Genomic DNA, 26,438 nt, shown 5'->3' with positions numbered 1-26,438 from the left:
TGTGCGGCGCCGGTCGACTTGTGGACAATCGAAAGCATTGGGGATGGCGGTGCCGTCCCGGCCGCGCTTACGCAGGCCATGGGAATTCGATATAGCTCGCCCCGTGCCTCGACCCCGTCCGGTTGCCTTGTCCGTTCTCATCTTCGGTCCCGCCCGCTGGGACAGCCAATGAGCGTTCCGTCGCCGGAGGGTGTGCCCCTTTCCCTCGCCTTCCTCACCGAGGGTGGGCAGACCGGTCGTGAGATCCTCTCCTACGACTGGTCAGGACACAGCCTCGGCCCGCTCGAGACTTGGCCGATCAGCCTGCGCAGCACCCTGGCCACGATGTTGGCTTGTCCGGCGCCGATGTTCCTGTCCTGGGGGCCGGACGGCACTGTGTTCTTCAACGATGCCTATCGCCCGATCTTCGGCAACCGGCAGGAACGGGCGCTCGGGGCACGCTTCCGGGAAATTTGGTCCGATCTCTGGGACGATATCGGCCCGCTGGTCGAGACGACCCTGTCCGGCCGCAGCGTTTCCCAGCGCAACCTGCCGCTGACGATGCATCGCTACGGCCGCCCCGAAGAGACGTGGTGGAGCTTCACCTACTCTCCGGTGCGGGACGATTCGGGTGCCATCGCCGGATTGATCTGCATCACCGCCGAAACCACCGCCGAGGTTCTGTCCGAGCGTGCCCGTCAGCGCAGCGACGAGCGCCTCGACATGGCGCTCGCGGCCGGTGGCAGCATCGGGATCTGGGATTGGGATGTGGCTGCCGATCGGATCACGGCGGATGCCCGCTTCGCCCGCCTCTACGGCGTCGATCCCGCCCTGGCCGAAGTCGGTGCGCCGATCGCCACCTTTTTCGGCGGCATCCACGGGGACGACCTGCCGGAGGTTCGGCACAGGATCGAGGAGGCCCTGCGCACGGGCGAACCCTTCTCTGCCGAGTATCGTCTGATCCAGGCCGATGGCAGCGTGCGCTGGGCCGCCGCCGAGGGGCGCTGTGCCCATGACGCACAGGGGCGCCCGACGCGGTTTCCCGGGGTCAGCTTCGACATCACCGAGCGCAAGCGCACCGAGGCGGCCCTGCGCGAGAGCGATGACCGTTTCCGCGGCATCGCCGACACCGTCGAGCAGATGATCTGGTCGACGAGGCCGGACGGTTTCCACGATTATTACAACGCTCGCTGGTACGAATATACCGGGATGCCGACCGGCTCGACCGATGGCGAGGCCTGGAACGGTATGTTCCACCCGGAAGACCAGGAGCGCGCCTGGGCGACTTGGCGCCACAGCCTCGCGACCGGTGAGACCTATCGGATCGAGTACCGGCTCCGCCACCGCTCCGGCCGGTACCGATGGGTGCTCGGCCTTGCCAAGCCCCTGCGTGACGGGACCGGCCGCATCATGCGCTGGTTCGGCACCTGCACCGACATCCACGACCGGAAGTTGGGGGAGGAGCGGCAGGCCTTCCTCCTGTCCCTCAACGATCTGCTCCGCGAGGCTCCGGATCCCGTCGCCGTCACGCTCGCCGCCGCCGCGGCGCTCGGCACCCGATTGAGCGCGGCGCGGGTCGGCTACGGCGCGGTCGACGAATCCGGCGAGGTCGTTCGGGTCGAGCGCGACTGGACCCGCGACGGGGCGATGGCGAGCCTTGCGGGAGAATCGCGCATCCTCGACGGCTTCGGGCCGGAGCTGGTCGCCGAAGCGCGGGCGGGCCGCACCGTGGTGGTGGAGGATCAGCGCGTCGACCCCCGCGCCGGCCCCCCATACGCCGCCGCCTGGGACTCGATCGGCTGCCATGCGCTGATCGTCGTGCCGTTGATCCGCGACGGGCGATTGCAGGCGATCGTCTATCTGCACGAGCCGGCGCCGCGATCCTGGTCGCCCGAGGAAGTCTCCCTCGTCGAGGATGTGGCGCAGCGAGTCTGGGATGCCGTGGAACGCGCCAAGGCGGAACTCGCCGAGCGGGCCCGTGCCGGCGAGCTGCGCCTGATCGCCGATTCCCTGCCGGTGCTGATCGCCCTGTTCGACGGTGAGGGCCGCTGCCGCTTCGCCAATGCCGCCGGGGTGGACTGGTTCGGGACGGACGACGCGACGCCGGACGGGCGTAGCCTCGCCGACTTGATCGGTGATGACTACGAGGCGGATCGTCTGCGCTTCGAGGGCGCGCTCGCGGGTGTGGAGGCCCGGTTCGAGCGGGCTTGGCCGCATCGGGACGGGCGGCGACGCGTCGCCGAGATCCGCTACCGCCCCCGGTCGAGGCCCGATGGCACCACCGACGGCGCCTACCTGTTCGCCCTCGACGTGACCGATCGCAAGCGCATGGAGGAGGTGCTCGCGCGCGAGGTCGATGCCCGCACGCGCGAGCGCGACCGGCTGTGGCAGACGACCACCGACCTGATGGGCACCGCCGGGCTCGACGGCTATCTGCGCAGCGTGAACCCGGCCTGGACACGCCTACTCGGTTGGAGCGAGGCCGAACTCCTGGCCCGCCCGTTCCTCGACCTGATCGCCCCGGACGACCGGGACCGGACCGGCGCCGTTCTGCACCGTCTCGCCGCCCACGAACCCGTGACCGACTTCGTCGATCGCGTCCTGCGCAAGGACGGGCAGCAGCTCACGGTGATGTGGACGGCGGTGCCCGAGGGAGATCGGTTCCACATGGTCGGCCGCGACATCACCCAGCAGCGCCTCGCCGAGGAACAGCTGCGTCAGGCGCAGAAGATGGAGGCGGTGGGCCAGCTCACCGGTGGCATCGCCCACGACTTCAACAACCTTCTCACGGGCATCGTCGGCTCCCTCGACCTCATGCGCACCCGCATCGGCCAGGGGCGCATCGAGGCCATCGACCGCTACATCGAGGCCGCTCTCTCCTCGGCCCACCGGGCGGCGGCGCTGACCCATCGCCTGCTCGCCTTCGCCCGCCGGCAGCCTCTCGAGCAGACGCCGGTCGATGTCACCGCGCTCATCTCGGATATGGAGGCGATTCTCCGCAGCACTCTCTCGGAGGGCGTGCGCCTCGCGATCGATGCCGTGCCGGATCTCTGGCCGACCCTGTGCGATCCCCACCAGCTCGAGAACGCGATCCTCAACCTTGCCATCAATGCCCGCGACGCGATGCCGGAGGGCGGCAGGCTCGTGATCCGCGCCGACAACGCGACCCTCGACGGCACGGGAGCGGGAGTACCGGCGGATGTCGTGCCGGGGGACTTCGTGTGCCTGAGCGTGGGCGACACCGGCTTCGGCATGGAGCCGGAGGTGGTGGCCCGCGCCTTCGAGCCGTTCTTCACCACCAAGCCGATGGGGCAGGGCACCGGCCTCGGGTTGTCGATGATCTACGGGTTCGCCCGCCAATCCGGCGGCCATGCGCAACTCGAATCCGCGCCGGGCCGGGGGACTGTCGTGCAGCTCTATCTTCCCCGCTACCTCGGGCAACTTCCAGCTACGGCTGCGGCTGCGCCCGCGGTGGTCGCAGCGCCTGCTCCGGGGCGAGGCGAGACGGTGCTGGTGGTCGAGGACGAGCCGGTGGTGCGCGACCTCGTCATCGAGACGCTGCGGGAACTCGGATATCGCGCGATCGAGGCCCCGGACGGGCCGTCGGGCCTGCGCATCCTGCGCTCGGTCACCCGCATCGACCTCCTCATCACCGATGTCGGCCTGCCCGGTCTCAACGGGCGTCAGCTTGCCGAACAGGCCCGGGCCTGTCGACCGGACTTGAAGGTCCTTTTCATCACAGGTTACGCCGAAAATGCCCTGTTCGGCGGCGACCGCCTCGATCCGGGAATGCAGATGATCACGAAGCCCTTCCCGGTGGAGGTGCTCGCCGCCCGCATCCGCACGATGATCGAGCTAACGTGAAAAAAAAGATGCGCCGTGAAAGGGTGCGACCGGATTTATCTTGCGGCCAAGCTCGGTCGACTTGTGGACAGGTCGGAACGGGCCTTGTTCGCGTACGTTGAACGGCGCGTAACCCGCGAAACGGCGCGTTCGAGGCGTCAGGCAGAGCGAACACACCGGATGGCAGCGGAGATTCCATCGGAGGCGACACACGGGTCGGGTCCGTTCGACTTGGGCGACGGCTTTCGCCGGTTCGCGGACCACGTGCCGCTGATGATGTGGCGCACGGACCATCACGGCCGGAGCGTCTATCACAACGAGTCCTGGCTTCAGTTCACCGGGCGTTCGCTGGACGACGAACTCGATGATGGCTGGCGTCGGGGGCTTCACCCTGATGATTTCGAGCGTCATGCCCGCATCGTCGCGGCGGCGTTCGAAGCCCGCATCCCCTTCACCATCGAGTACCGGCTGCGGCGCCATGACGGAGCCTATCGGTGGTTGCTCGATACCGGGCGACCGCTCCAGGATGGTGGCGAATTTCACGGCTATCTCGGTTCTTGCTTCGACATCACGGACCGCAAGAACGCTGAGGAAGAGTCGGCACGCGCGCTCATCGAGAAGGAGACGCTGCTCGCCGAGATCTATCACCGGGTGCGCAACAACCTTCAGGTGATGGTCAGCCTGATCGGCCTCTACGGTCGCGCGGCGCCGGAAGCCTGTCGCGGGAGCTTCGATGCGCTCGGACAGCGCGTGCGGGCGATCGCCCTGGTGCAGCAGCACTTGCACGAGGCGCCCCATATCGCCTCCATCGATCTCAGGGATTACCTTCGCCGGCTCGCCTCCGGGCTCGGCAGCCTGCGTCGGCCCGGCCGTATCGGGGTGATGGTTGAGGGGGCAGGCACGAGTCTCGTGGAGCCCCGGACGGCCAATGCCCTCGGCATGATCGTGGCGGAAGTGGTCGCCGAATGTCTCGATGCCACCACTGAGACGGTAAGTTGCTCCATTGCCATCGCCGTCGAGGCCAATGTCGACGCTCCCGTGCGCCTCACCATCATCTCGGGAAGTGGTGAGGCCGCGGCGGCGGGAAAACCCGGTGTACCGATGCTCGGCCCCCGGCTGATCGCCGCCTATGCCGCCCAGGCGGAGATCGCGGTGAGCGGCACCGCCACCACCGCCGACCCGCTCATTCTGCAACTCCCCGAGGTTCGACCCGTCACGGCACCCTCGGGGTCGTAACGGCCCGTCGCGAGCGTATCCTTCGGGACGAGGTCATCGGCGGGACGCATGTGACCGGCGCGCCGCCTCGCTCCAGGTTCGGGGCGGCTTTTGTCACGCAGGGGGGCGACCTAGGCTCCAGCGGGCATCAGGCCTATATCGGGCAGGTCCCCTCGCATCCTCCGTGAGCCATGCTGCCGAACCTCGACACGATTATCGAAAACTTTGAAATTCTTGACGATCCGATGGATCGTTACGAGTACGTGATTGAACTCGGCAAGACTTTGCCGGCCCTGCCGGCCGATCGGCATGTCGACCAGTATCGTGTCCATGGCTGCGAGAGCCAAGTCTGGCTCGACGTCTCCGTCGACCGGGCGGCGGATGCGCCGCGCCTGACCCTCGCAGGCGACAGCGATAGCCATATCGTCAAGGGCTTCGTCGCTTTGATGGTCGCCCTCTACAGCGGCCGGACCCCCCAAGAGGCGCTCTCCGCCGATGGATTCGAGCTGCTGAAGCGGCTGGATTTCGGCGCCCACATCACCTCCAAGCGCTCCAACGGCGTGCGTGCCATGGTGGAGCGGATTCATCGGGATGCGGGACGCCTCTCCTCGGCGCAGGCCTGACAAGCGGCCGACCCTCACCGTCGCAACAGCTCAGTCTTTTCGATCCCCCGCCTCGGTTCGGGCACGCCACAGCCGCGTCCGCCCGCGCTCGGGGCCACGGGCCTCCACCTCGATACCATAATGCTCCGCCAGCCGCCGAAGGGCGATGCGCGCGACGACCTTCGCCGACCGGGCTGGCCATTTGCGCTCCGCCTCGATCCGCTCCAACCCTTTCAGGAACCCGCAGAGATCGATCAACAGGCCTGAAAGGTCGGCCCCGACGGCGGCGAGGGCTTGGTCGACGCGCTGGCGCGCCGCGATGGTTCGGTCGGTCGCGGCCGATGGGTCGCGCGGACCTCCGCCATCGACCCGCTGGGCCGACCAATCGGCAGTGACGCTCGGCAGCATCTGCGCTGCGGCGAGGTCATCGCGCAGCCGCTCGCCTGCCGCGAAGGCAGCCGCATCGATCATCGGTTCGCCGTCGCGGCCACGTCGGCGCGCCATCCAGGCAAGGGGGCTCTCGGCGGCGTCGCGCAGCCGCTCCTCGGAGCCCGACCCTTCCCTGATCGGGGCGAGGTGCTGCCATCGGAACGCCTCGTCCCGCGGCTCCATCGCCCGCCGAAGCCGGGCACGGCCGGCGGCGCCGATGACGAGACGGTTGCGGCGTCCGTCGTCGCGGGCAACGAGGTCTGCGGCGACCAGCGCTTCCCCAGCCTTCGCGGGAAATCGTCCGGCCCCGAGGGAGACGCCTCGACCGCCCCCGCGCACGATCAGCGTCTCCGGCATCGATGGATCCGGGAAGGCATAGGCCCCCTCCGGTGCCAGAGCCGCCAGCAACCGTTCCGCTTCGCGACCAAGCCCGCGCCCCACCGCGTCATCAAGATTGTTCGTGTTTTGTTCTATAGCCATCGCGCCACCTGAGAGACACCGACATCCGAAGGCTAAAGGACAATGATCCTAATACAAGCCTTGACACACTTACGCTGCGCCTCTGGGTTGCAGCGTCACGCTGTGTTCTGCCGGCCAAAACCGTCGTTCGCAACGGGGGATCGAGCAATGATGCACGCGCTGCCGTACAGGGCGCACACGACGACGCAAGGAAGAGTGGAAATCACACTGGCATTGGCCGGCAAAGCTCCGTCGGACTGCAAAATGCCTTGAGCGATGGCCGCGAACTTCGCTGTTGATAACGTGAGTCGGCCTGGCCCAAGAAGAAACCCGCCGCCCCGGATCTCGGTGCGACGGGATGTTCGATGCTCAGAAATGCTTCGGTCAATCGGTCAGCGCATGCCCGGAGGTGACCGAGGTTTTCGGGGTCAAGCCGCCTCGTCGTAACTGCCCGGCCGGGGCTGGCCGAGCCCGATCGCTTTCGCGAGGTCGGAGCGGGCCTTCGCGTAATTCGGCGCGACCATCGGGTACTCGGGCGGCAGGCCCCACTTGGCGCGGTACTGCTCCGGCGACATGTTGTACTTCGCCCGGAGATGGCGCTTGAGCGACTTGAAGGTCCGTCCGTCCTCCAGACAGACGATGTAATCGGGCTGGACCGACTTCTTGATCGGCACCGCCGGCTGCTGCGGCTCGCTGGGCTCGATCTTGGCCGCAACCTGACCGGTGCCGATCTGCAGCAGCGCGCCGTGGACCGCGCCGATCAGGTGGCCAAGCTCTCCCGCCGGCACCGGGTTCTTGCTGACGTAGGCAGCGACGATGTCGGCCGTGAGGACGACGAAGTCGACCGGCGTCTCGGTTTCGTTCATGGTTCGATACTGTCCCTTGATGCGGTGCCCGCACACGACGCAGCGCGACCGTCTCCCAAGAACGACGCTGAGTTCGAGCAGGAAAGGGCGGCTCTGTGCGCGCGGCCCGCACGTCTTCGATTGAGTGTGACGCCCCCCGCAATCACGCGCTCCAATTAGAACACTTAAATTAGACCTGCAAGACAGGCCGGGTATGCAGGATGTGTCATGCGCATGGTTTCCCCAACACGGTCATCGCCTTGGGGAGACGATCGATTGACATTCGCAATGCCTGCGGAGTTCGGTTTCCTGCACGCATTGGCGAGTGCGCCGAATCGACATTCGCTGGTCTTGCGAAGCGAGTCCGCGACCGTTGGCGTCTTGCGGGCGAGCGTCGCGCGCGGCACACCCGGCGCACACGACGCTCAGGCCTGGATATGACCCTCGCGATCCCCCCGTTCACCCTGCCCGCCGATGCCCCGAAGGCGGAGGCGCGTCCCCACACCTTCACGGTGCACGGCCGACAGATCGAGGATCCCTTCGCGTGGTTGAAGGCCGAGAATTGGCGCGATGTCCTGAAGGATCCTTCGACGCTGCCCGCCGATATCCGCGCCTATCTGGAAGCCGAGAACGCCTATGCCGAGGCGGCTTTGAGCTGGGCGGGCGACCTGCGCAAGGCTCTGGTGGCGGAGATGCGGGGGCGGATCCGCGAAGATGACGGCTCGGTGCCCGATCCGGACGGCCCCTTCGCCTATTACACCCGGCATCGTCAGGGCGGACAGCACCCGCTGATCTGCCGTCGTCCGCGCACCGTCCATCGCATCGCCGAGGAGGCGGGCGACGGAGAGACCGGAGAGGAGATCCTGCTCGACGGTGATCGCGAAGGTGAGGGGCTCGCCTTCTTCGAGATCTCGGGAGCTGCCCATTCCGACGATCACCGTCTGCTCGCCTGGGGAGCCGACACGAAGGGCTCGGAACTTCACACGCTGCGCGTGCGCGACCTCGACACCCTGACGGATCGCTCTGAGCGCGTCGAGAACACCGCTGGCGACGCGGTGTGGAACGCCGCCGGTACCGCGTTCTTCTATGTGGCCCTCGACGAGAACCACCGCCCGGCCCGGGTGATGCGCCATCGCCTCGGCACCGATCAGGCCGAGGACACCATCGTTTACGAGGAGGCCGATCCGGGTTTCTTCGTGAATATCGGCCGGACCCAGTCGGGCACCTATCTCACGATCACGGCGAGCGATCACGAGACCGCTGAAGTCCACCTCCTCGACCGTGCCAACGACGAGGCTGCGCTCACCGTCGTCGCGCCCCGCGAGAATCGCCTGATCTACTCCGTCGAGCACTGGGCCTCGCATCTCGTCATCCTGACGAATGCGGACGGGGCCGTGGATTTCAAGATCGTCACCTGTCCGCTCGAGACGCCCGCGCGCGCCCACTGGGTCGACGCGGTGCCCTACCGCCCCGGCGTCATGATCCGGCACCTTCACGTGCTCGGAAACCACCTCGTCCGCCTCGAACTGGAGAACGCCCTCCCCCGCATCGTCGTGCGCGACCTCAAGGGTGAGGAGCACACGGTGTCGTTCGCCGAGGAGGCCTACTCGCTCGGCCTGCTACCGGGCTACGAGTTCGAGACCAACCGCATCCGCTTCGTCTACTCGTCGATGACGACGCCCTCCGAGACGTACGATTACGATTGCGTCACGCGGGCCCGTATCCTGCGCAAGCGCCAGAGCGTCCCGAGCGGCCACGAACCCGCCGACTACGTGACGCGTCGCCTGTTCGCTACCGCGGAGGATGGCCAGACGGTCCCGATCTCGTTGATCCACCGCCGGGATCTCGCCTTGGACGGCTCGGCGCCCCTGCTGCTCTACGGCTACGGCTCTTACGGCACGCTGATGCCGGCGGCCTTCCGCACCAATCTCCTGAGCCTCGTCGATCGTGGTTTCGTCTACGCCATCGCCCATGTCCGGGGAGGCACCGAGAAGGGCTGGAATTGGTATCTCGACGGCAAGCGCGAGAAGAAGCCCAACACCTTCACGGATTTCGTCGCCTGCGGGCGCGCCCTGATCGAGGCGGGCTACACCGCCCAGGGGCGCATCGTGGCCCATGGCGGCAGTGCGGGCGGGATGTTGATGGGGGCGGCGGCCAATCTCGCGCCCGAATTGTTCGCCGGCATCGTCGCCGACGTGCCCTTCGTCGACGTGCTCAACACCATGCTGGATGCCGACCTTCCGCTGACCCCTCCGGAATGGCCCGAATGGGGCAATCCGGGTGAGAGCGAGGCGGCGTTCTCGACGATCCTGTCCTACTCGCCCTACGACAACGTCGCCGCCAAGCACTACCCGGCGATCCTGGCGCTGGGCGGCCTGACCGATCCCCGCGTGACCTACTGGGAGCCGGCGAAGTGGGTCGCACGCCTGCGCGCCACCATGACCGGGGGTGGCCCGATCCTGTGCAAGATCAACATGGAGGCCGGCCATGGCGGCGCCGCCGGCCGCTTCGACCGCTTGGAGGAGGTGGGGCTGATCTACGCCTTCGCCCTGATGGCGTCGGCGGCGGCCAAGGACGGCGTGCAGGCCGGACATTGACGTGTTGCCTGTCCAGGGCCCTCTTCACGGTCCCGGACAGACCCGCGCCTCAATTCCAACTCGGTAGCCCGGTCGGCCAGACCATCTCCCGCGCGGGGGGGATGCGCGTGATGGGTTTTGGTCGACGACCTGCGATCGGACCAAGACGCTGCCAAGTCATGGCGTGATCGATTCGCAACCTGCATCGACACCCGACGCGATGATCGTGCGGAAATCTCGGACGATCTCTGCTACGTTGCGGCTATCGACAATAAAGACGGAATAATAAGTCCGTCGTGAGAGAGGAACGCGCCCATGAAGCATCTCACCGCCGCCGCGGCTTTTCTTCTGGTGCTGCCGCTGGCGGTGAGCGCTCAGGAAGCCCCCAAGAATTCCACGACGGAGGCGCCGGCGGCCAAGCCTGAGCCCGACCGTCAGCATGCCAATGCGGCGAAGCTCGCGGGGCTCATCCGCTTCGTCGGTGAATCCTGCCAGGAGGTCCGGCCCGATTACGAGCGCTTCAAGGCCGTCGTCGCTGCCATGGGGGTCGACATCGATGCGATTTCCAAGGGCGAATTGCTCATGCGCAGCATGAGCTACACCGAGGCCTATCGGAAGAACGTCGACGAGAGCTGCCGAAAGGCGGCCGAACTGTTCGGCGAGAAGGGAACCAGCATTCCCGGCCTCGTCCTGCGCAAGGCCTCCTGATCGGCCCCGCTGCTTCTGAAGTCTTGTTCGCTCGAGCCTTCCAAAAGCCCAGCCAAAGTCCTTCGCGAGCGCTGCCACGAGGTTCGTGCGCCTTAAGCGCCCATTCACCGCGTTGCGCGAGAGTGCCCGGCACGAGTGGCGTATGGCGGTGCGGGCCCGGTTCGGTCCGTACCGCCGTGAGGTTGGGCGGGGGCGATGGAGGGAGGGTCCGGGCGAGCGCCGCGTCTACGGCCGGTTCGGACCGCATTGCGGGCCGGTTTCGCACTCGGCCTCTGCTTGTCCGCCAACGCGGCCGAAGCCGCCAAGCTCGTCGCCGCCAAGGGCAGCCAGTCAGAGGGCTACGGCCGCATCGTTCTCACCTTCGATGCCCCCGTCGCCGTCAAGGCGAAGCTGTCCGGCGCAGTCCTGGTGCTGGGGTTCAGCGAGGCGGTCACCGCCGGTCCGGAGCGGATCGCTGCCGGAATGCCGGATTACGTCGCAGCGGTGCGGCGCGACCCGGACGGCTCGGCGATGCGCCTCGCGCTTCAGAAGGGCTACCGGATCAACGTCCAAGATGCCGCTGAGCAGGTCTTCGTCGATCTTCTGCCCGACAATTGGAGCGGCTTCCCACCACCGCTGCCGCCGGAAGTGGTGGCGGATCTCGCCCGTCGGGCCGCCGCTGCGGAAGCGCGCCTGAAGGCGCAGACGCCCCCGCCGGTCTACCGTCCCCTGGAACTTGAGCTGTCGCACAATGCGGTGCGGACCCGGCTCAGCCTGAACCTGCCCGAAGGCAGCGCGGCGGCTTTCACGCCGCAAGGTTCGGGCACGCGGCTGACGCTGCCCGGCGCTTGGCGCATCGACGACCGCAGCCTTCGAGGAAGGTTCGATCCGAAGCTCGGCCGCGTGTCCGTCGAGGCCGAGGGCGGAGAAGCCCGCATCCTCGCCATGCCGGCCGAGGGTGTCTCGATCGCGACGGCCCGAGACGGCGACCTTCTGACCATCGATTTCCTGACGAAACCGATCAAGCCGGCCGAACTCCCGGCCGTGCCGGCCGCTCCGGTCGCGGCTTCTCCGGCGGCTGCAGCTTCGGCGCAAACCCCGGAACCCGCCGCGTCGGTGAAGCCCGTTTCCTCCGCCGCACCGGCCCGAACCGTGGAACCCACCTATCCCAAGGCGGGGTCGGGCTTCGTCTTCCCCTTCACCAAGCGGGTGGGGGCCGCCCTGTTCGAGCGGGCCGGTATCGTCACGCTGGTCTTCGCCACGACCGACCCGGTCGCGCTGCCGTCCAAGGGCCCGGCCGACCTCGTCGCCCTCGGTGCGCCCGTGGTCAGCGACGGCTTCATCGTTCTGCGCTTCACCAAGCCCGCCGGTCGCCTCGTCGATCTCTTCCCAGTTGCCGAGCCGGATGGGTGGGAACTGGTCTCGGGTGAGAGCACCATGCCGAGCGAGAGCCTGACCGCGCAGCGGCGCCAGGCGCAGCGGGAGCGGCTCGACATCGCCGTCCCGCTGCCCGGCGTCGGCCCGGCGGGCTGGCTCGACCTCGACGGCGAGCGCATCGCCGTCGTCACCGCCGAGGGCCTGCCGCGGGCGGGGGTCGCGAAGGCTCAGCGCTTCGTCGACTTCGAATTGATCCCGAGCCGGGTCGGCCTCGCGGTGCTCGCCATTGCCGACGATGTGACGGTTCACCCGGATCTCGACGGCGTCATCATCGGCCGTGAGGGCGGCATGGCTCTGTCCGGCACGGACAATGTCATGGCGGCTGCCGCGAGCCTGCGCCCTGCCGATCTGCCGGTCGGTGCCGTGTCCCGGCTGGTGATCGACAACGATGCCTGGGAGCGGGACCGGCGCGGTGACGTCCGCACGGAACTCCGCGACGCCCTCGATCGTGTCAGCGAAGCGAGCCGTCGCGAACGGGGTGAACGCCATCTCGCGCTGGCCAAGATCCTGATGACCAACGGGCTCGACGCCGAGGCTCTGGGAGCCCTGAGCACGGCGGCTCGCGACGACGTGGTGATCGAGGGCGATCCGCTGACCGGATTGATGCGCGGCATTCTGCTCACGCGGATGGGGCGGTTTCAGGAAGCCCGCCCGCTGTTGACGGCGAGCCCGCTCGCCAACAACCCGGAGGCGCGGTTGTGGCGCGGTCTGCTCGATGCGGAGGCCGGGCGATGGAAGGACGCGCGAACCGCATTCCAGGCCGCCGCCGCTGTGCTGCGGCGCTATCCCGACGAGATCGTCTCTCAGTTCAACGTCGTCGCGGCGGAAACCGCGATCGAACTCGGCGACTGGGAAGAGGCGTCCCGCGCCTCGTCCGCCGCGAGCCGTGGGGCGAGCGATGCGATGCGTGACCGGATCGCCCTGCTGCGGGCCCGGATCGACGAGGCCACCGGCCGCGTCACCGCCGCGCTCGCGACCTACGAAACCCTGAGCCAGCAGGCCATCTGGCCCGTGGCGGCGGCGGCGACCTTGCGGGCGAGCTCGCTCGGCCATGCGCTTGGCAAGACGGCCGAACCCGACACGATCGACCGTCTGGAGGGCCTCCAGCTCACATGGCATGGAGGCCCGACCGAGATCGGCACCATCGCCGCCCTGGGCACGCTCTACGAGGAGGCGGGCCGCTGGCGTAAGATGTTCAGCATTGCGCGCCGCGGCGTCGCCCTGGCCCCCGACGCCCCCCCGATCCGAGCTCTCCGGGAGCGCGTCCAGACCGTGTTCGAGGATCTGTTCCTCGGTGCCCGTGCCGAGAAGCTCGGTGGGATCGAGGGCTTGGCGCTCTATTTCGATTTCAAGGAATTCGCGCCCCCCGGACGGCGGGCCGACGAGATCGTGCGAAAGCTCGCCGACCGTCTGGTGGCGCTCGACCTCCTCGAATCGGCCGATGAGCTGCTGCAATACCAGATCGATCACCGTTTGAGCGGGCCGGCCCGGTCGTCCGTGTCCGCACGCTTGGCGACGATCCGGCTGATGGCCAACAAGCCGTTGGAGGCTCTGGCGACGCTGGACGCCACGCATGTGCCGGGCCTGCCCGAGGATCTGCGTCGGGCCCGTGCCCTGCTGCGCGCGCGCGCCTTGTCCGATCTGTCGCGCACCGATCTGGCGCTCGAGACGATCGAGGGTGAGACCGGAACCGATGCGGAGCGCCTCCGCGCCGACATTCTGTGGGCGTCTCGGCGTTGGCGTGAGGCCGGAGAGGCGCATGAATTGTTGCTCGGACCCGTGTGGCGGGCCGGCAAGCCGCTCGACGAAGCGGCGCAGGGGGACGTGATCCGCGCCGCCATCGCCTACGGCCTCGCGGGCGAGGGCTTGGGTCTCGAGCGGCTGAAGGCCAAATTCTCGGGCTCCATGGCCGAGAGCGCGGATGCCCGCACCTTCGCGATGCTGACACGTCCCGATGCCGTCCGCAGCCCCGCCTTCCGCGACGCCGCGCTCAAGGCGACGAAGGCCGAGACGTTGGCCGCCTTCCTCGCCGAGTACCGCAAGCGTTATCCCGAAACCGCTGTCCCGGAGCGTGGCAGTGAGGCGCCGGGCACGCGGGCCGATGTTCCGGGGGCGCAGCCGCCAGGATGAGTTCCACCGAGGGCTGAACAGTCTGCATTGACAACAAAATTCCCCGCTCGCACCGTCCCGGATGCCGCTGCGAAGGGAACCATCGGGAAGCTTGGCGATTGAAAGCGGTGAACAGGGCCACGCGCGAGTGGTCCAAATCGGTTTTCGCCCTCACGGCGATATCGATATTGTGATATGAACTTAAGTCGAAGCTTTTGTCCTTCCCAAGGTCGAGGCTTTGAGGGACCGGGCGGCAAGTCTCGACAGCTTCAGACGCCCGGTCCCACCCTTGCTCGATCCACCATTTAAAATCCTGTCGCGATCCGCCCGTAGGTCATCTCCGCGAAGGCGTGGATCTGCCCCCCGACGAAGGTGCCGGTCACGAGCAAGACCAGCAGGATGGCGACGATCTTCGGGATGAAAGTGAGCGTCACTTCCTGGATCTGCGTGAGCGCCTGCAGGAGGGCCACCACGATGCCGACCAGCATGGCGGCGCCGACGCAGGGACCGGCACCGATCAGCACGGTCCAGATCGCCGAGCGGACCAGTTCCAGTGCATCGACCTCGTTCATCCGTCCCGGGCTCAGCGGATCGAGATGCCGGAGGCGACGAGCATTTCCCGGCCATCGGCGAGCTTGGCGATGGCCCCATCGCTCGTAACGCGCACCGAGCCGACGACGCCCGAGATCGTTCCGTCGCTCGACGTGATGGTGCGGCCGATGATGGCGTCCGCCTGATCGAGGAAGCTTGCGGAGAGCAGCGAGTCGAGTTTCTGATTGGTTTTGGTGGCCTGCTCGACCTGCGAGAAGGCCGCAAGCTGACCGACATACTCGGTCGAATCCATCGGCTTGGTCGGGTCTTGGTTCTGCAATTGAGCCATCAGCAGGCGCAGGAACGTGTCCGCATTCAGCTTGGACGCGACCGATGTGGCGGCCTTGGCCGCTGCCGCGGTGCTGGTTCCAGAGGAGGCGGTGGCGCTGTCGGTGCTGTTCAGAATGTTCATGGGCTGACTTCTTCCGCCATTCTGGAGACCTTCAGGTCGGGGTTGGGCACCGTGCGGTGTGGCCGACTGGCTGGTCGGCGGGGTTCGATCCGGTCGGAGGGCTGGAGGGTGGCCGGAAGGATCGGCGCGGGTTGCGCGCCGTCGATCAGCGCGGCTTCCGCTTTGTAAAGGGCGCGGATCACCTTGAGCGCTTCGAACGGACGACCGGCCTCGACGAAGGCGTGCGCCGTCGTCAGTCCGGACACGATCATGGACTCCGACGTTGCGGCGAGAATGCCGCCTCGCAAGGTCTCGAAGATCGTACGGGCGAGCGCGGCCTGGGCCGGATCGATCAACATCGTCTGGGCCGCGAAGTAGAGCTGGCGCAGGGGGGTCGTCGCTTCCTCGGCCTGCAGGACGTGGCCTTCGAGCAGGAAGGTCGCGTCGTTCATCAGTTCGAGGGTGACTTTGCGATCGGTCCGCACCACAGCGCCGTTGATGTAGACCCGCTCACCGGCCCGCAGATTGAGGTGCATGGTCCGGGCCGTCGATCGCTGCGACGGTTTCTCCGCCTTGCCGTTCCCCCGTGGCATGGCCGACCTCACCGGAGACCGTCGCGGATCGAGGTATTGACCTCGATCAACGCCGAGAGGCTGCGCTCGGGGGTGGTCAGGACCGCGCCGGCCTCACGCATGGTCCACATCCCGATCGAGACGAGGTCCGACCGTAGGCCCTCTGGCAGACCGTTCTCCGGATCGAGCAGGTCCGAGACCAACAGGTTCCACAGGTTCTGGACGTAGCCGACCGCCTCCGAGCGCTCGGCGACGGCCTGCGGTCCGCGGGCCTCGGCGGAGCGGAGGAGATCGAGGGCGCGATTGAAGGCCTCGCGTTCCCGCTCACGGCCGAGATCGGGTGCGTCCTCCAGGATTTCCGAATAGGACAGGCGATACATCGGGTCCGATACTCCGTCAGCTTCCGTAAAGCGCGTGCGTGACGTGTCTACGAAAGGTAATGGATGAGGTTGAGGCTGCGCAGCTGGGCCGTCAGTCCGTAGGACATCTGAATTTGCGTATTCAGGGCATCGACGCGGGATTTTGCCTCGACCGGATCGACGCCTTCCCGCAATAGAATTTGGCTGGTGAGAATTTTGGATTGCTTGTCCATGCGCAGGTTGGCCTCGGTGATGCGGCTCTGGCTGATGCCGAGATCTGCCTGCATCTGCACGAGGCCCCGGCTGGCGCGGCCGAGGAGATCGATCATCCGGGCGCTGGCCGCGGCCTGCACTTCCGCGGGGAAATCGGAGAGGCCGATATCCGAACCGATCACGTAGGCCAGGGCGAGGTCCCGCAGCGGTGCGGCATTGGCTGAGGCCGAGGTCGTCGCGGTTTCCGAGAGCGAGATCCGGCTTTCAAAGGTTTGGTCCGACGCACCCGAGGATTGGCTCCAGCCGGTTGCACTGAACGGCCCGGCCTGCAGCGCATCGAGGAACGCCGTCATCTCCGCCGCGGTGGCATTGATCTTCCCCGAGGGGAAGGCCGCAGCCAAAGCCGTCTGTACCGCCGTCCTGGTGGCCGAGGTCGGGCTCCCCCCGTAAGGGACCAGCGGCGGCGCCTCCGTGTCGATTCCGCCGAACACGAATTGACCCGCGGCGCTCGTGTTGAGCGAGGCGGCGAGCGTGGCGAGCCGGGTCGCGGCGGGCGTGACGATGGCCGCCGCGCGCTTGTCGACGGACAGAGCCAAAAGCTCCTCCAGCATCGCATCGGCATCGGTCTGGATCGCCTTGAGCGCGGCCTGACTGGTTTCGAGCCGGAGCGAGGCCGTCCCATTGCTCTGGGTCAAAGCCGCCAAAACCGCATTTTGACGGCGCAAACAGAATGCGTCGGTGACCCCGCCGCCGAGGGTCGCGCCGATATCGGCGTGGCGTTGGGTGTTGATCTCGCGGAAGGCGTCGGCCAGCTCGTTCTGGAGCCGTGAGACGCCAGCGCGCGGCGCGTTCCACAGATTGAGGCTGGAGATGAAGCCGGTGGTCATCATGGCGCGCGTGAAATCCCTTGGATTGGTCGCCGCTTCAGCGAGAGGAGAGGACGGACGGGCGGGACAGGCCGCTCACGCGATCGCATGATCAGGAAGGCGGTACGGGCTCATCGAACCGCGTCGAGAAGGGTCTTCAGAAGTTCGTTCACGACCGCGATGAGCTTGGCCGATGCGGCGAAGGAGCGTTCCAATCGCAGCGTCAGCTCGGTCGCATCGTCGCCGTTCACGCCCGCCACATTGGAGAGCGCCTCGTTCGCACGGGACAGCAGGGTCTTCTGATAGGCGGCGGCTTCCTTGATGTCCTTGCGCTGTCCCTCGATCCAGCCGGTCGAGGCCTCGGCCAGATCGGGCAGGCTGAGCGCCGCGCCCAATCCGATGGCCGGATCGACGGTCTGCCGTGCAGTCAGGGCTGAGACGAGGGCCCGCAGGCGGCCCGCATAGGCCGCATTGCTGCCCGCGCTCGGGTCGCGGTAATCGGTCCCATTCATTCCCCCGGTGCGGAGGAGGGCGAGCTGGCCGCCCTTTGCGGGATCGACCGCGACGTTGACCGAGATCCGCGCGGCGAGGCCGAGCCGGCCGGCCGCCGTGCCATCCGGAAGGGTGGCGCTGGTGCCGACCGTGAACAGACCGGCGCGCGGGCCGCCATCGACGCCGACGAGATCGGCCTCGGCGAAGGCGGCGATCAGGCCGCCGGCCATGGCGTCGAGCTGCGCCTCGTAGGAAGGCGCCACCCCGTCACGGAAAGCCGCGAGCCCGGCGAGCCGTCCCGAGGTCAGCGGCATGGGCGAGCCGACCCCCGTCACCGCTACGCCGTCGATCACGACGACGGCACCGACCGTATCGGCGGCAAAGGTGCTGGTGGGGGAGAAGCTGACCGTGCGCGCGCCGCGGTCGTAGAGGGGCACGCCGCTATCGGTGTAGAGGGCGACGTCTCCGCCGTCACGGACGATGGCGGTGACGCCGATATCTGCCGACAGGGCGGTGAGGATGCGGTCGCGATCGTCCAGGGCATCGGTGGAGTCGGCACCGATGGCGAGATTCCGCCGGACCGCCGCGTTGGCACGGTCGAACTGGCCCAGGAGATCGTTGATGCGGCTGACCGCTTCCGCCATGCCGGCATCGGCCTGGGCCCGGGCCGCGTGTACGGTGTTCGCCGCCTCGTTCAGGCTGCCCGCCAGGGCCTTGGCTGCCTCGATGGCGGCGCGAGCGAGGGCGTCGGAATCCGGCTGATTGGCGGCCGCCTGCAGGGCCGCCTCCAGGCTCGCGAAGCGCGCGGCAGTCGAATCGGCGTCTTCCGTGTCGCCGATCGTGCGGGAGAGATTCGTCACGCCCTCGAGCAGGGCCTCGCCGCGGCCCGCGGCCGATTGGGCCGCCAAGGTCCGGGCGTAGAGCGCCGCATCGGTGGCGCGCGTGATGCTCACCGTCGCGCCGCCATTCCCGCTTGCCACGAGGGCGGCGATCTTGCGCGAGTATCCCGGGTCGCTCGCGCCCGCGACGTTTCGGGCCGACACCGCGATCTGGGTCGACGTGGCGGCCAACGAGGCGCGCGCGGTGTTGAGGGCGAGGGAGAGACCCATCGGTCGTATCCGGATCGTTCTTCGGCAGGGGCGCGCGCCGCCGATCGCCGTCGGCGCGCTTTTTCAGCGGACGGGCGAGACCCGTTAGCGCTTGAGGTTCACCAAGGTCTCGATCATCTCGTTTCCGGTCATGAACACCTTGGAATTGGCAGTGTAGACCGTCTGCGATTCGATCATCGACGTCAGTTCGGCACCGACATCGACGTTCGACTGCTCCAGGGCGCGAGACTTGATGGTACCCCGGCCGCTCTGCCCGGCGAACCCGACTTGAATCTCACCGGAATCGACGCTGGTGGTGAAGACGTTGCCGGCACGGGGACTGAGATTGTCCGGACTCGCGACGTCGGCGAGCGGTACTTTAAAGACCGCCTTCTTGGTGTTGTTGGAGTAGAGTGCGTAGACGGTGCCGTCGCTCCCGAAGGTGGTGCCGGTCACGGAGATCGGTGACGAGCCGTTGGCGGTGCCGGACAGGTTGAAATCGCCCGAGAGCTGGGTGATGCCCGACAGGTCGATTTTCATTGCTTGGCCGTTCGGGACGGTCACGGTGGCGATCGGCGTTCCCAAGGTCTGGCCCATGCTGTCGAATTTGACCGTCGTCGTCGTCAGGGGCGTGCCCGGGTAGGTCGCGGGGTTTGCCTGGTCGTAGAAGCTGACCGACCATTCCTTGGTGCCGGTCTTGGTCATCACGACGTCGAGGACCTTGGCTTGACCGACATTGTCGTAGACTTTGAGCGAACTCTTCTTAGAGTAGGTCGCGACGGCGGGCGGCGCGCTGGCGGCCACCGGAGTCTCGTCGGAAAGGTTGCCCGAGACCGTGCCGGCGGAGGACGGCTGCGCTTCCTGCCCCATGCGTTTGATGTTGATGGTTTGAAGATCGGTGATGCCGTTGAGCATCGGGGCCGGCTCGCCGTCGGCGAGGCTGTAGCCCATCAGGGTGAAGCCGCCCGTATTGACGAGATTGCCGGTCGGACCGTCGATCACGAAGCTCCCGGCGCGTGTCAGGTACGGCAACCCGCCCTGATCTCGAACGACGAAGAAGCCGTTTCCGGTGATGGCGAGGTCGCTGTCCGATGACGTGCCAGCGTGCGCTCCGTTCTCGCTGATGGAGCGACGGATCGTCGTTTCGACCGCCCCGGAATTGTACGCACCGCGATCCGAGGATTCGAGGAGCAGCGACGAGAACTCCGTCGAGGTGCGCTTGTAGCCGGTGGTCCCGGCGTTCTGAATGTTTTCCGCCACCGTCGCGATGCGGTTCGACTGGGCGTTCATTCCAGAGACGCTGGTGCGGAGCACGCCGTTGAGACTCATACGGACACCTCGGTGATCGATGCTGTTCGGTGCAGTTGACACCCGGTCGCTTGCGTGGGGCTGGACGGGCGGGCCGCGCTCATCCCCGCAGGGATTGGGCGAGTTCCAGGAAGGCGTCCCGGCTCGGCTCCTGACCGGGCTCCTGGCGCATCGCCTCGTAGATGCGCGGCACCAGGGTGATGGCCTGATCGAGTTCGGGATCGCTGCCGGCGCGGTAGCCGCCCATCAGCCGCAGATCCCGGGTCTCCTCGTACCGGGCCATCATGCCCTTGAGCTTGCGTACCAATTCGCGCTGATCCCCGGTCCAGACCTCGCCCGAGAGCCGGGAAATCGACGCGAGCAGGTCCATCGCCGGATAGCGGCCCTGCTCGGCGATGGCCCGGTCCAGCACGATGTGGCCGTCCAGCGTGCCGCGGATGGAATCGGCGACCGGATCGTTGTGATCGTCGCCATCGACGAGAACCGAGAAGATGCCGGTGATCGTCCCCGACCCCTCGGCACCGGGACCGGCCCGCTCCAACAATCGGGGCAGGTCGGAGAAGACGCTCGGCGGGTAGCCGCGCGCCACCGCCGGTTCACCGGCCGCGAGGGCGACGTCGCGGGCGGCATGGGCGTAGCGCGTCACCGAATCGACGATCAGCAGCACCGATTCGCCCCGATCACGGAACGCTTCGGCGACCGCGAGGGCGACCTTCGGGGCTTGGCGACGCATCATCGGGCTCTCGTCCCCGGTCGAGACGACGATGACGGCCCGGTCGCGGGCGGCGGCGATCGGCCCTTCGAGAAACTCGCGCACCTCGCGTCCGCGTTCGCCCACCAGAGCCACCACGACGCTGTCGAAGCCCTGGGCCCCGGCCAGCATGGCGAGCAGGGTCGATTTGCCGACGCCGGACCCGGCGAAGATGCCGATGCGCTGCCCGGCGCAGAGCGGTGTGAACAGATCCATCGCCCGAACCCCCGTGGGCAGAGGCTTGTCCACCCGGGCGCGGGTCATCGCGGCAGGCGGATCGGCGTCGAGGGGCCGTTCGACGTCACCTTCGATGAGGGGGCCGCGCCCGTCGGCGGGCCGTCCGAGGGCGTCAATCACCCGGCCCTTCCACCCGGGCGAGGGTCGCATGCGGGCAGCGCCGATGCGGTGGGCGCGGGCGCCGATGCCGACCGCGATGCGGGCCTCGAACGGCTTCACGGTCGCGCCCCCGGCGTCGATGCGGACGACCTCGCCGATCTGGGTACGACCCTCCGTGGTGAAGCCGACGCGGTCGCCGAGGCGCAGGAAAGCCGAGATGCCGCCGACGCGCGCCGTGCTCGCGGTGATCTCGTGCACCGGCCCGCTGACTCGCGCCAGAGCGAGGTCGCGGCGGCCGGCCTCCATTGCCTGTTCCAGGCGCTCGATGGCGTTCGTCATCGGTTCAGCCCTGCGGCCCCAGCGTCTTGATCGCGCCGGTCAGGGTGTTCTCGGCCTCCGAGGTCTGGGTGGCCGCACTCTCGAAGGCGCGCTGGATCGCGATGAGGCGGGTCATCTCCAGGATCGGCTTGACGTTCGCGCCCTCGACGTAGCCCTGGACGATCCCGTGCCGGGTGAAATCCTGGACGGGCCGACCGGGGACGCTCGACGCGACCGCGTTGTCGGCCGCGCGCGAAATTTTCGCCTGCGGTTCGAGGGTGAAGAGGCCGAGTGCGCCGACCTGCTGGCGGTTCTGGGTGAGGCTGCCGTCGCGCCCGATCGTCGGTGGACCGGCCTGCGGGTCGAGGGTGACGGGGCCGCCGCCGGGATCGACCACGGCCCGTCCGGTGACGGTGCGCAACTGCCCGTTGGCATCCATCGTCAGGCGCCCGTCGCGCGTATAGGTGACGCCGTTCGGACCGGAGATACCGAGCCACGCATCGCCCTGGATCGCCACGTCGAGGGGCGAATCGGTCTTCGTGATGGGGCCGGCCGCACGGGAGATCCCGGTCGTGCCCGGACTGACGAAGGCGACCTCGCCGCGGGTCGAGCGCGCCACGAGCTCGGCGAACTTCACCTCTTCGGCACGGTAGCCCGCCGTCGCCATGTTGGCGACGTTGCTGGCCGTGGTGGTCAGGCGCTTTTCGAGGGCGATCTGACTCGACAGGGAAACGTAGAGACTGCTCTGCATGGCCTATCGTCCGCGCCGCGTCGTCTGCATCTGGCCCAGCAGTTCCGCGTCGATCCCGCGCGAGGAGAACAGGGCCAGCACCGGCGCGGTCTGAGTGTCGTTCTGCGCGTCCCAGATCGCCGCGAAGCGCTGCACGAAGGCGTCGACCTTCTTCGGGTCGCTGAAGCTCGCGAAGTCGATCTTCGCGGCGATCAGCTTCGCCCGCGCTGCCAGCGCGCCCTTGGTCGGCGCGCCGCTGGCGGGTGGCAGCCCGACGACCGTGTTGGCGACTTTGCTGAGCGCCCGATCGCCGAGGATCTGGTAAGCGCTGGAAAGGGTCGGCGCCATGCGGGCGAAGTAGAGGGCGAGGCGGACGCCGGTATCCTCGCTGCCCGCGTCGTCCTCCAGCGTCTGCCGCAGATAGGCGGCGGTGACGATCTTGGCCGAGGCCTCGGGACCGAGATCCGTGCCGAATCCGACATTGACGGCGGTCCGGTCCGCCTCGGTAAGGGCGACGTTGCGGATCGCGATCGTCCGGTTCTTGCCTCCGGCATAGACGGTGATGTCGGCATTCCGCCCCGTGCCGCCGGGTACTTCGTCGGCCCCGAGGCTCTGGAAGGCCTTGGTCTCGAAGAAGAGGGTCTTGTTCACGCCGATGCCGACTTGGACTTTGTCCTTCAGGCCGGTATCGCCGGTGGCCGAGATCTGTGCGTTGATTGCCTGGGCGATCTCGTCTCGGGTGACCTTCTTGAGATCCGAGGACGTGCCCGTGAGGGTCTTGGCGTTCAGCGTGATGGTGACGGATTTCACCGTGGTCGCGTCGATGCGCGATTCGATGACGAAGCGTGCTTCCCGCGATCCGCTGAAATCCGTCGTTTCAGCCAATTCGGTTCGCGCGCTCAGTCTCGCCGGGACGGCGGCCTTGCCGAAGCTCTCCGGGTCGGTGCCCGCCGCCGAGAGGGCCGTGGCAAAGTTGAAGGCGCGGGCGATGGCGACGTAGCGGTCATCCGACAACCGGTTGGCGAAGCTCGTTCGGCTGCCCGCCCCCTCCGTCATGACCTTGCGCATGAAGGCCTTGGCGTAGGTCATGTCCTCCAGGCCGTAGGCCTTCATCGCGTAGGTGTAGAGCCGCCGGTCGGCCATCAGGTCGTCGACCGTGCGCACCTTGCCGATATTCGCCTCGTAATAGGCGGTGTCGCGGGAGACGGTGGGCTCGGCCGCCTTTCGCTTCAGGGAGTTGGGGAGATCCTGGACGATCAGGCGGTAGCGCGTGAGGGTGTCGGTCACGAGCGGACCTCTCGGGCGGGCCCGGCGATCCGGGGCCTCTCTGCATCCCGAGGCTTACGGCGTCTCGCTTGTCCCAGGCTTGCTCACCCGGACGAGAATGACCGGTCAGAGCGCCTGGGGACCGATGATCGTTTCGGTGGTGATCACGACCCAGCCTGCGGCGGTCCGCCGGATGGACAGCACACGGCCGGCACCCGGCAGATTGCTGCCGATCCCGACCTGACGCGATCCGTCCCGGTTCTCCAGTGTCGCGATGCCGTCGGCGACCCGGCGCAGGAGGTAGCCGCTCGCCGCCGGCGGAGCCGGCCGCTCTATCGGGGCGGGCCCGCCAATCCGGGGCGGCACTGCCGGATCCGGCAGGGACCCTGTCGTGGACGGATCCAAATCGGCGCTGGCGACCCGACCCTCGACCAAGGTCTTCTTCCAGGCGAAGGGGGCGGCGATCTCGGGCAGCACGGCGCGCACGTCGTAGGCGTGGCTGCCCGTGGCGATGCCGTAGCCGGCGAAGCCGCTGGCCGTGAGGGCGAAGAGGACGAGTCCGCCGAGCAGCACCCGTTCCAGGGCCGCCTCCCGGGCGCGCCGCGCCATGATCACGCTGGCGAGGGCGCGTTCCGCGGGGGGAGCAACCGGCCGGGCCACGGGCCGGGGCATCGAGCGGGGAACCGGGCGCCGGGGGTCTGTCGTCATATCCGTCTCGCCAGCCTCATCCCGCGGGCGCGGGCCTGAGCTAGTTTAACAAAACATCTGATCAGGGTGAATCAAATCTTAATCGGTCCATTCGAAATGACAGCCACGCGCAGGATTGTATAAGCCTCGCGACAGGGGGCGACGCCGATGGCCGATCTTCGGGATGACGTGCGGGAAGGGGGGAGCGATGCGCCGCCGGTCGCGCGGCTGGCCAAACGCCGCCGTGTCGCACAGCAGGGCCGGATCGTGCTGGGGCCTGAGCGGCTGGTCGGCTGCGAGGTCCGCGACCTGTCGCGGACCGGCGCCAAGCTCCGCGTGGCGCCGGAAATCGCGCTGCCGGAAACCTTCCCCCTCGTCATCGCCGCGCATGATCTGCGCACGCTCACGGTCCGCTTGCGCTGGCGCCGGGGGGACTTTGCGGGCGTGACCTTCGAGCCGTGATTCGGCGCGCGGCGCGCCTTCCTCACAATCCGCATCCGCGAGGATCAGATGATCGGGGCGCTGCGTTCGATCTGATCTGTTGAGCCGATGCCTGTTCAAGCACCGCGCCGCCGCATCTGAAAACTGGACTGCTTAAGCATTTTGTAACGGATCGCCGCCATCCTCGGCATATCGAGAGGCGGCCCGGCCAGACCGCGGCGCCCTCCGATGACAGGCCGGTGGGTGGATCCTCACGGATTCAGGGACATGATGTCCGTCCTGCCGATCCGGTGCGAGGCCGGAGGTGTGATGCGCGGCGCGGACGGGCCTTTCGGGCTCGCCCCGGTCCCTCCCGGACCGTCGAGGCCGCACCGGTGTGAGCCCGGTTCCACAAATCCTCCTGTTCTCTTTGATCGGAAGCCTCTCCGTGTCCAGCCTGCTGACCAACACCTCCGCCATGACGGCGCTCACGACGCTGAAGAGCATCAACGCCCAGCTCGACGCCACCTCCAACCGCGTCTCGACCGGCCAGCGCGTCTCCAGCGCCGCCGACAACGCTGCCTACTGGTCGATCGCCACCACCGTGCGCACCGACAACGCCTCGCTGTCGGCCGTGAAGGACTCCCTCGGCATCGGCGCCTCGGCGGTCGACACCGCCTATAACGGCCTGAACTCGATCCTGTCCGACATGCAGAACCTGCGCCTCAAGCTGCAGACTGCGATGCAGCCGGGCGTCGACCGTGCCAAGGTCCAGGTAGAGATCAAGAACATCCAGGACAAGATGAAGGCGACGGCCGACTCCTCGACCTCGTCAGGCCAGAACTGGCTCTCGGTCAATTCCGCCGCGACCAACACGTCGTACCAGGCCAAGCCGAACGTGGTCGCCGGCTTTTCGCGCGCGGCAGACGGCTTGGTGACGTTCTCGACGATCTCCATCGACGTGAACGCGATCAAGTTCTACGACTTGAACGCATCCAGCATCACGACGGCGGCGACCGCAGGTCAGGTATACGGCTCGACCTCGCTGACCGGCACGGCCGCCTTCCGGCCCGGCGATGCTGCCGTCGCAAATAGAGGAACCGCGGATTTCAGTGGTACCAACGAGGTCGCCTTCAACCTGACGCTTGGCGACGGCTCGACTGCAAAGATCGTTCTCAACAAGGACACCCTAGCCTCAGCGGCTGTAAACCTGAAGTTCGTGACGACAACTGAGGTCCTTGATGCGATCAACAATCAGATCTCGGCTGACACCGATGCTACGGCGCTGGCCGGAAAGGTCAAAGCGTCGCTCGACACCACTGGCCGTTTGACCTTCACGACGGCGGCGGCAACCTCAGGGACCACCGGCCAATTGACCATCCAAAACGTGGCGGCGAGCACCGGTAATACGCTTGTCGATGTCGGCTTTGGCACGGGCATCGCCGCAACCGACGCTCGCATTGGCAACGGCACCAATGCCGGTACTTCAACGGGTCGAGGCATCCTCGACACGGTGGATAGCAGCACGACCTTCTCCATCTCGTCGATCGACATCTCGAACCTAGTAGGTACGGACGGTGACACAAAGCTAAACGGCATCATCACCCAAGTGGAGCGGGCCCTCGCCAAGATTGCGGATGCCGGCACCAAGCTCGGCGCGAACAAGACGCAGATCGACGGGCAGAAGTCGTTCGTCGACACCCTGATGAAGGCCAACGACCGCACGATCGGTACCCTTGTGGATGCCGACATCGAGGAGGAATCGACGAAGCTGAAGGCGCTGCAGACGCAGCAGCAGCTGGCGGTGCAGTCGCTGTCGATCGCCAACTCGAACGGTCAGAACGTTCTCTCGCTGTTCCGCTAAGGCGA

General features: G+C 67.4%; 21 protein-coding genes. 8 read left to right on the top strand and 13 right to left on the bottom strand.

Features of this window, described 5'->3' with window-relative positions; translation table 11 throughout:
• The first annotated feature begins 168 nt into the window (after window positions 1-168).
• The 3 genes from OWC43_RS22650 (at window position 169) to OWC43_RS22640 (ending at window position 5,660) form a co-directional block, all read left to right on the top strand.
• The gene (locus OWC43_RS22650; RefSeq protein ID WP_393958411.1) at window positions 169-3,843 is read left to right on the top strand and encodes a PAS domain S-box protein; all 3,675 of its coding nucleotides are present in this window, start codon (window positions 169-171) and stop codon (window positions 3,841-3,843) included.
• Between the two features lie 159 nt (window positions 3,844-4,002).
• The gene (locus OWC43_RS22645; RefSeq protein WP_393958410.1) at window positions 4,003-5,058 is read left to right on the top strand and encodes a sensor histidine kinase; all 1,056 of its coding nucleotides are present in this window, start codon (window positions 4,003-4,005) and stop codon (window positions 5,056-5,058) included.
• 170 nt (window positions 5,059-5,228) lie between these two features.
• Complete coding sequence (locus OWC43_RS22640) at window positions 5,229-5,660, top strand: SufE family protein (protein WP_137830165.1); 432 nt, start codon at window positions 5,229-5,231, stop codon at window positions 5,658-5,660.
• Between the two features lie 30 nt (window positions 5,661-5,690).
• On the opposite strand, the gene OWC43_RS22635 is transcribed toward OWC43_RS22640, so the two are convergent.
• Complete coding sequence (locus OWC43_RS22635; RefSeq protein ID WP_393958409.1) at window positions 5,691-6,548, bottom strand: DUF6456 domain-containing protein; 858 nt, start codon at window positions 6,546-6,548, stop codon at window positions 5,691-5,693.
• A 407-nt stretch (window positions 6,549-6,955) separates the two neighbouring features.
• Entirely contained in the window at window positions 6,956-7,393 is a 438-nt protein-coding gene (locus tag OWC43_RS22630) for a MucR family transcriptional regulator (RefSeq protein ID WP_137830167.1), read from the bottom strand.
• Window positions 7,394-7,809: 416 nt separating this feature from the next.
• Between OWC43_RS22630 and OWC43_RS22625 the strand changes: the two genes are divergently transcribed.
• The 3 genes from OWC43_RS22625 (at window position 7,810) to OWC43_RS22615 (ending at window position 14,202) form a co-directional block, all read left to right on the top strand.
• Entirely contained in the window at window positions 7,810-9,969 is a 2,160-nt protein-coding gene (locus OWC43_RS22625) for a S9 family peptidase (RefSeq protein WP_393958408.1), read from the top strand.
• A 294-nt stretch (window positions 9,970-10,263) separates the two neighbouring features.
• Window positions 10,264-10,656, top strand: a complete 393-nt coding sequence (locus OWC43_RS22620) for a hypothetical protein (protein WP_393958407.1) — start codon at window positions 10,264-10,266, stop codon at window positions 10,654-10,656.
• A 195-nt stretch (window positions 10,657-10,851) separates the two neighbouring features.
• Window positions 10,852-14,202, top strand: coding sequence for a hypothetical protein (locus OWC43_RS22615; RefSeq protein WP_393958406.1), 3,351 nt, complete (start codon window positions 10,852-10,854; stop codon window positions 14,200-14,202).
• A 284-nt stretch (window positions 14,203-14,486) separates the two neighbouring features.
• On the opposite strand, the gene fliQ is transcribed toward OWC43_RS22615, so the two are convergent.
• From fliQ to OWC43_RS22560, 11 genes are all read right to left on the bottom strand, one after another.
• Complete coding sequence (gene fliQ / locus OWC43_RS22610) at window positions 14,487-14,753, bottom strand: flagellar biosynthesis protein FliQ (protein ID WP_137830171.1); 267 nt, start codon at window positions 14,751-14,753, stop codon at window positions 14,487-14,489.
• An 11-nt stretch (window positions 14,754-14,764) separates the two neighbouring features.
• Window positions 14,765-15,184, bottom strand: coding sequence for a flagellar hook assembly protein FlgD (gene flgD / locus OWC43_RS22605; protein WP_137830172.1), 420 nt, complete (start codon window positions 15,182-15,184; stop codon window positions 14,765-14,767).
• Complete coding sequence (gene flbT / locus OWC43_RS22600; RefSeq protein ID WP_393958623.1) at window positions 15,181-15,699, bottom strand: flagellar biosynthesis repressor FlbT; 519 nt, start codon at window positions 15,697-15,699, stop codon at window positions 15,181-15,183. The genes flgD and flbT overlap by 4 nt, the downstream gene beginning before the upstream one ends.
• A 65-nt stretch (window positions 15,700-15,764) precedes the next feature.
• Window positions 15,765-16,115 carry a flagellar biosynthesis regulator FlaF gene (flaF, locus tag OWC43_RS22595; RefSeq protein ID WP_393958405.1) on the bottom strand — a complete coding sequence of 117 codons (351 nt, stop codon included), beginning with the start codon at window positions 16,113-16,115 and terminating at the stop codon, window positions 15,765-15,767.
• A 47-nt stretch (window positions 16,116-16,162) separates the two neighbouring features.
• Entirely contained in the window at window positions 16,163-17,197 is a 1,035-nt protein-coding gene (locus OWC43_RS22590; RefSeq protein WP_393958404.1) for a flagellar hook-associated family protein, read from the bottom strand.
• Window positions 17,198-17,304: 107 nt separating this feature from the next.
• Window positions 17,305-18,774, bottom strand: a complete 1,470-nt coding sequence (gene flgK / locus OWC43_RS22585) for a flagellar hook-associated protein FlgK (RefSeq protein ID WP_393958403.1) — start codon at window positions 18,772-18,774, stop codon at window positions 17,305-17,307.
• A gap of 84 nt (window positions 18,775-18,858) precedes the next feature.
• Window positions 18,859-20,082: a flagellar hook protein FlgE gene (locus OWC43_RS22580; protein WP_393958402.1), complete on the bottom strand. Its 1,224-nt coding sequence runs from the start codon at window positions 20,080-20,082 to the stop codon at window positions 18,859-18,861.
• A gap of 79 nt (window positions 20,083-20,161) precedes the next feature.
• Complete coding sequence (gene fliI / locus OWC43_RS22575; RefSeq protein WP_393958401.1) at window positions 20,162-21,487, bottom strand: flagellar protein export ATPase FliI; 1,326 nt, start codon at window positions 21,485-21,487, stop codon at window positions 20,162-20,164.
• Window positions 21,488-21,491: 4 nt separating this feature from the next.
• On the bottom strand, window positions 21,492-22,217 hold the full coding sequence (gene flgF, locus OWC43_RS22570; RefSeq protein WP_393958400.1) for a flagellar basal-body rod protein FlgF: 726 nt from the start codon (window positions 22,215-22,217) through the stop codon (window positions 21,492-21,494).
• A 3-nt stretch (window positions 22,218-22,220) separates the two neighbouring features.
• Entirely contained in the window at window positions 22,221-23,483 is a 1,263-nt protein-coding gene (locus OWC43_RS22565; protein WP_393958399.1) for a DUF1217 domain-containing protein, read from the bottom strand.
• Window positions 23,484-23,588: 105 nt separating this feature from the next.
• Entirely contained in the window at window positions 23,589-24,170 is a 582-nt protein-coding gene (locus OWC43_RS22560) for a hypothetical protein (RefSeq protein WP_393958398.1), read from the bottom strand.
• A gap of 147 nt (window positions 24,171-24,317) precedes the next feature.
• Here OWC43_RS22560 and OWC43_RS22555 point away from each other — a divergent pair, with 147 nt between their 5' ends.
• On the top strand, window positions 24,318-24,611 hold the full coding sequence (locus tag OWC43_RS22555; RefSeq protein ID WP_137830180.1) for a PilZ domain-containing protein: 294 nt from the start codon (window positions 24,318-24,320) through the stop codon (window positions 24,609-24,611).
• 406 nt (window positions 24,612-25,017) lie between these two features.
• Entirely contained in the window at window positions 25,018-26,433 is a 1,416-nt protein-coding gene (locus OWC43_RS22550) for a flagellin (protein ID WP_393958397.1), read from the top strand.
• The last annotated feature ends 5 nt before the right edge of the window (window positions 26,434-26,438 follow it).

It is taken from the genome of Methylorubrum sp. POS3 (assembly GCF_043352485.1).
Classification (GTDB): Bacteria; Pseudomonadota; Alphaproteobacteria; order Rhizobiales; family Beijerinckiaceae; genus Methylobacterium; species Methylobacterium suomiense.
Note: the sequence above shows the minus strand (reverse complement) of the source record. Positions and strands in the feature narration are given on the sequence as shown.

What these genes read in the sequence shown, in the direction of transcription:
- OWC43_RS22650 (WP_393958411.1), top strand. Translation starts at nt 169, where the DNA reads ATGAGCGTTCCGTCGCCGGAGGGTGTGCCCCTTTCCCTCGCCTTCCTC.
- OWC43_RS22645 (WP_393958410.1), top strand. Translation starts at nt 4,003, where the DNA reads ATGGCAGCGGAGATTCCATCGGAGGCGACACACGGGTCGGGTCCGTTC.
- OWC43_RS22640 (WP_137830165.1), top strand. Translation starts at nt 5,229, where the DNA reads ATGCTGCCGAACCTCGACACGATTATCGAAAACTTTGAAATTCTTGAC.
- OWC43_RS22635 (WP_393958409.1), bottom strand. Translation starts at nt 6,548, where the DNA reads ATGGCTATAGAACAAAACACGAACAATCTTGATGACGCGGTGGGGCGC.
- OWC43_RS22630 (WP_137830167.1), bottom strand. Translation starts at nt 7,393, where the DNA reads ATGAACGAAACCGAGACGCCGGTCGACTTCGTCGTCCTCACGGCCGAC.
- OWC43_RS22625 (WP_393958408.1), top strand. Translation starts at nt 7,810, where the DNA reads ATGACCCTCGCGATCCCCCCGTTCACCCTGCCCGCCGATGCCCCGAAG.
- OWC43_RS22620 (WP_393958407.1), top strand. Translation starts at nt 10,264, where the DNA reads ATGAAGCATCTCACCGCCGCCGCGGCTTTTCTTCTGGTGCTGCCGCTG.
- OWC43_RS22615 (WP_393958406.1), top strand. Translation starts at nt 10,852, where the DNA reads ATGGAGGGAGGGTCCGGGCGAGCGCCGCGTCTACGGCCGGTTCGGACC.
- fliQ (WP_137830171.1), bottom strand. Translation starts at nt 14,753, where the DNA reads ATGAACGAGGTCGATGCACTGGAACTGGTCCGCTCGGCGATCTGGACC.
- flgD (WP_137830172.1), bottom strand. Translation starts at nt 15,184, where the DNA reads ATGAACATTCTGAACAGCACCGACAGCGCCACCGCCTCCTCTGGAACC.
- flbT (WP_393958623.1), bottom strand. Translation starts at nt 15,699, where the DNA reads ATGCACCTCAATCTGCGGGCCGGTGAGCGGGTCTACATCAACGGCGCT.
- flaF (WP_393958405.1), bottom strand. Translation starts at nt 16,115, where the DNA reads ATGTATCGCCTGTCCTATTCGGAAATCCTGGAGGACGCACCCGATCTC.
- OWC43_RS22590 (WP_393958404.1), bottom strand. Translation starts at nt 17,197, where the DNA reads ATGATGACCACCGGCTTCATCTCCAGCCTCAATCTGTGGAACGCGCCG.
- flgK (WP_393958403.1), bottom strand. Translation starts at nt 18,774, where the DNA reads ATGGGTCTCTCCCTCGCCCTCAACACCGCGCGCGCCTCGTTGGCCGCC.
- OWC43_RS22580 (WP_393958402.1), bottom strand. Translation starts at nt 20,082, where the DNA reads ATGAGTCTCAACGGCGTGCTCCGCACCAGCGTCTCTGGAATGAACGCC.
- fliI (WP_393958401.1), bottom strand. Translation starts at nt 21,487, where the DNA reads ATGACGAACGCCATCGAGCGCCTGGAACAGGCAATGGAGGCCGGCCGC.
- flgF (WP_393958400.1), bottom strand. Translation starts at nt 22,217, where the DNA reads ATGCAGAGCAGTCTCTACGTTTCCCTGTCGAGTCAGATCGCCCTCGAA.
- OWC43_RS22560 (WP_393958398.1), bottom strand. Translation starts at nt 24,170, where the DNA reads ATGACGACAGACCCCCGGCGCCCGGTTCCCCGCTCGATGCCCCGGCCC.
- OWC43_RS22555 (WP_137830180.1), top strand. Translation starts at nt 24,318, where the DNA reads ATGGCCGATCTTCGGGATGACGTGCGGGAAGGGGGGAGCGATGCGCCG.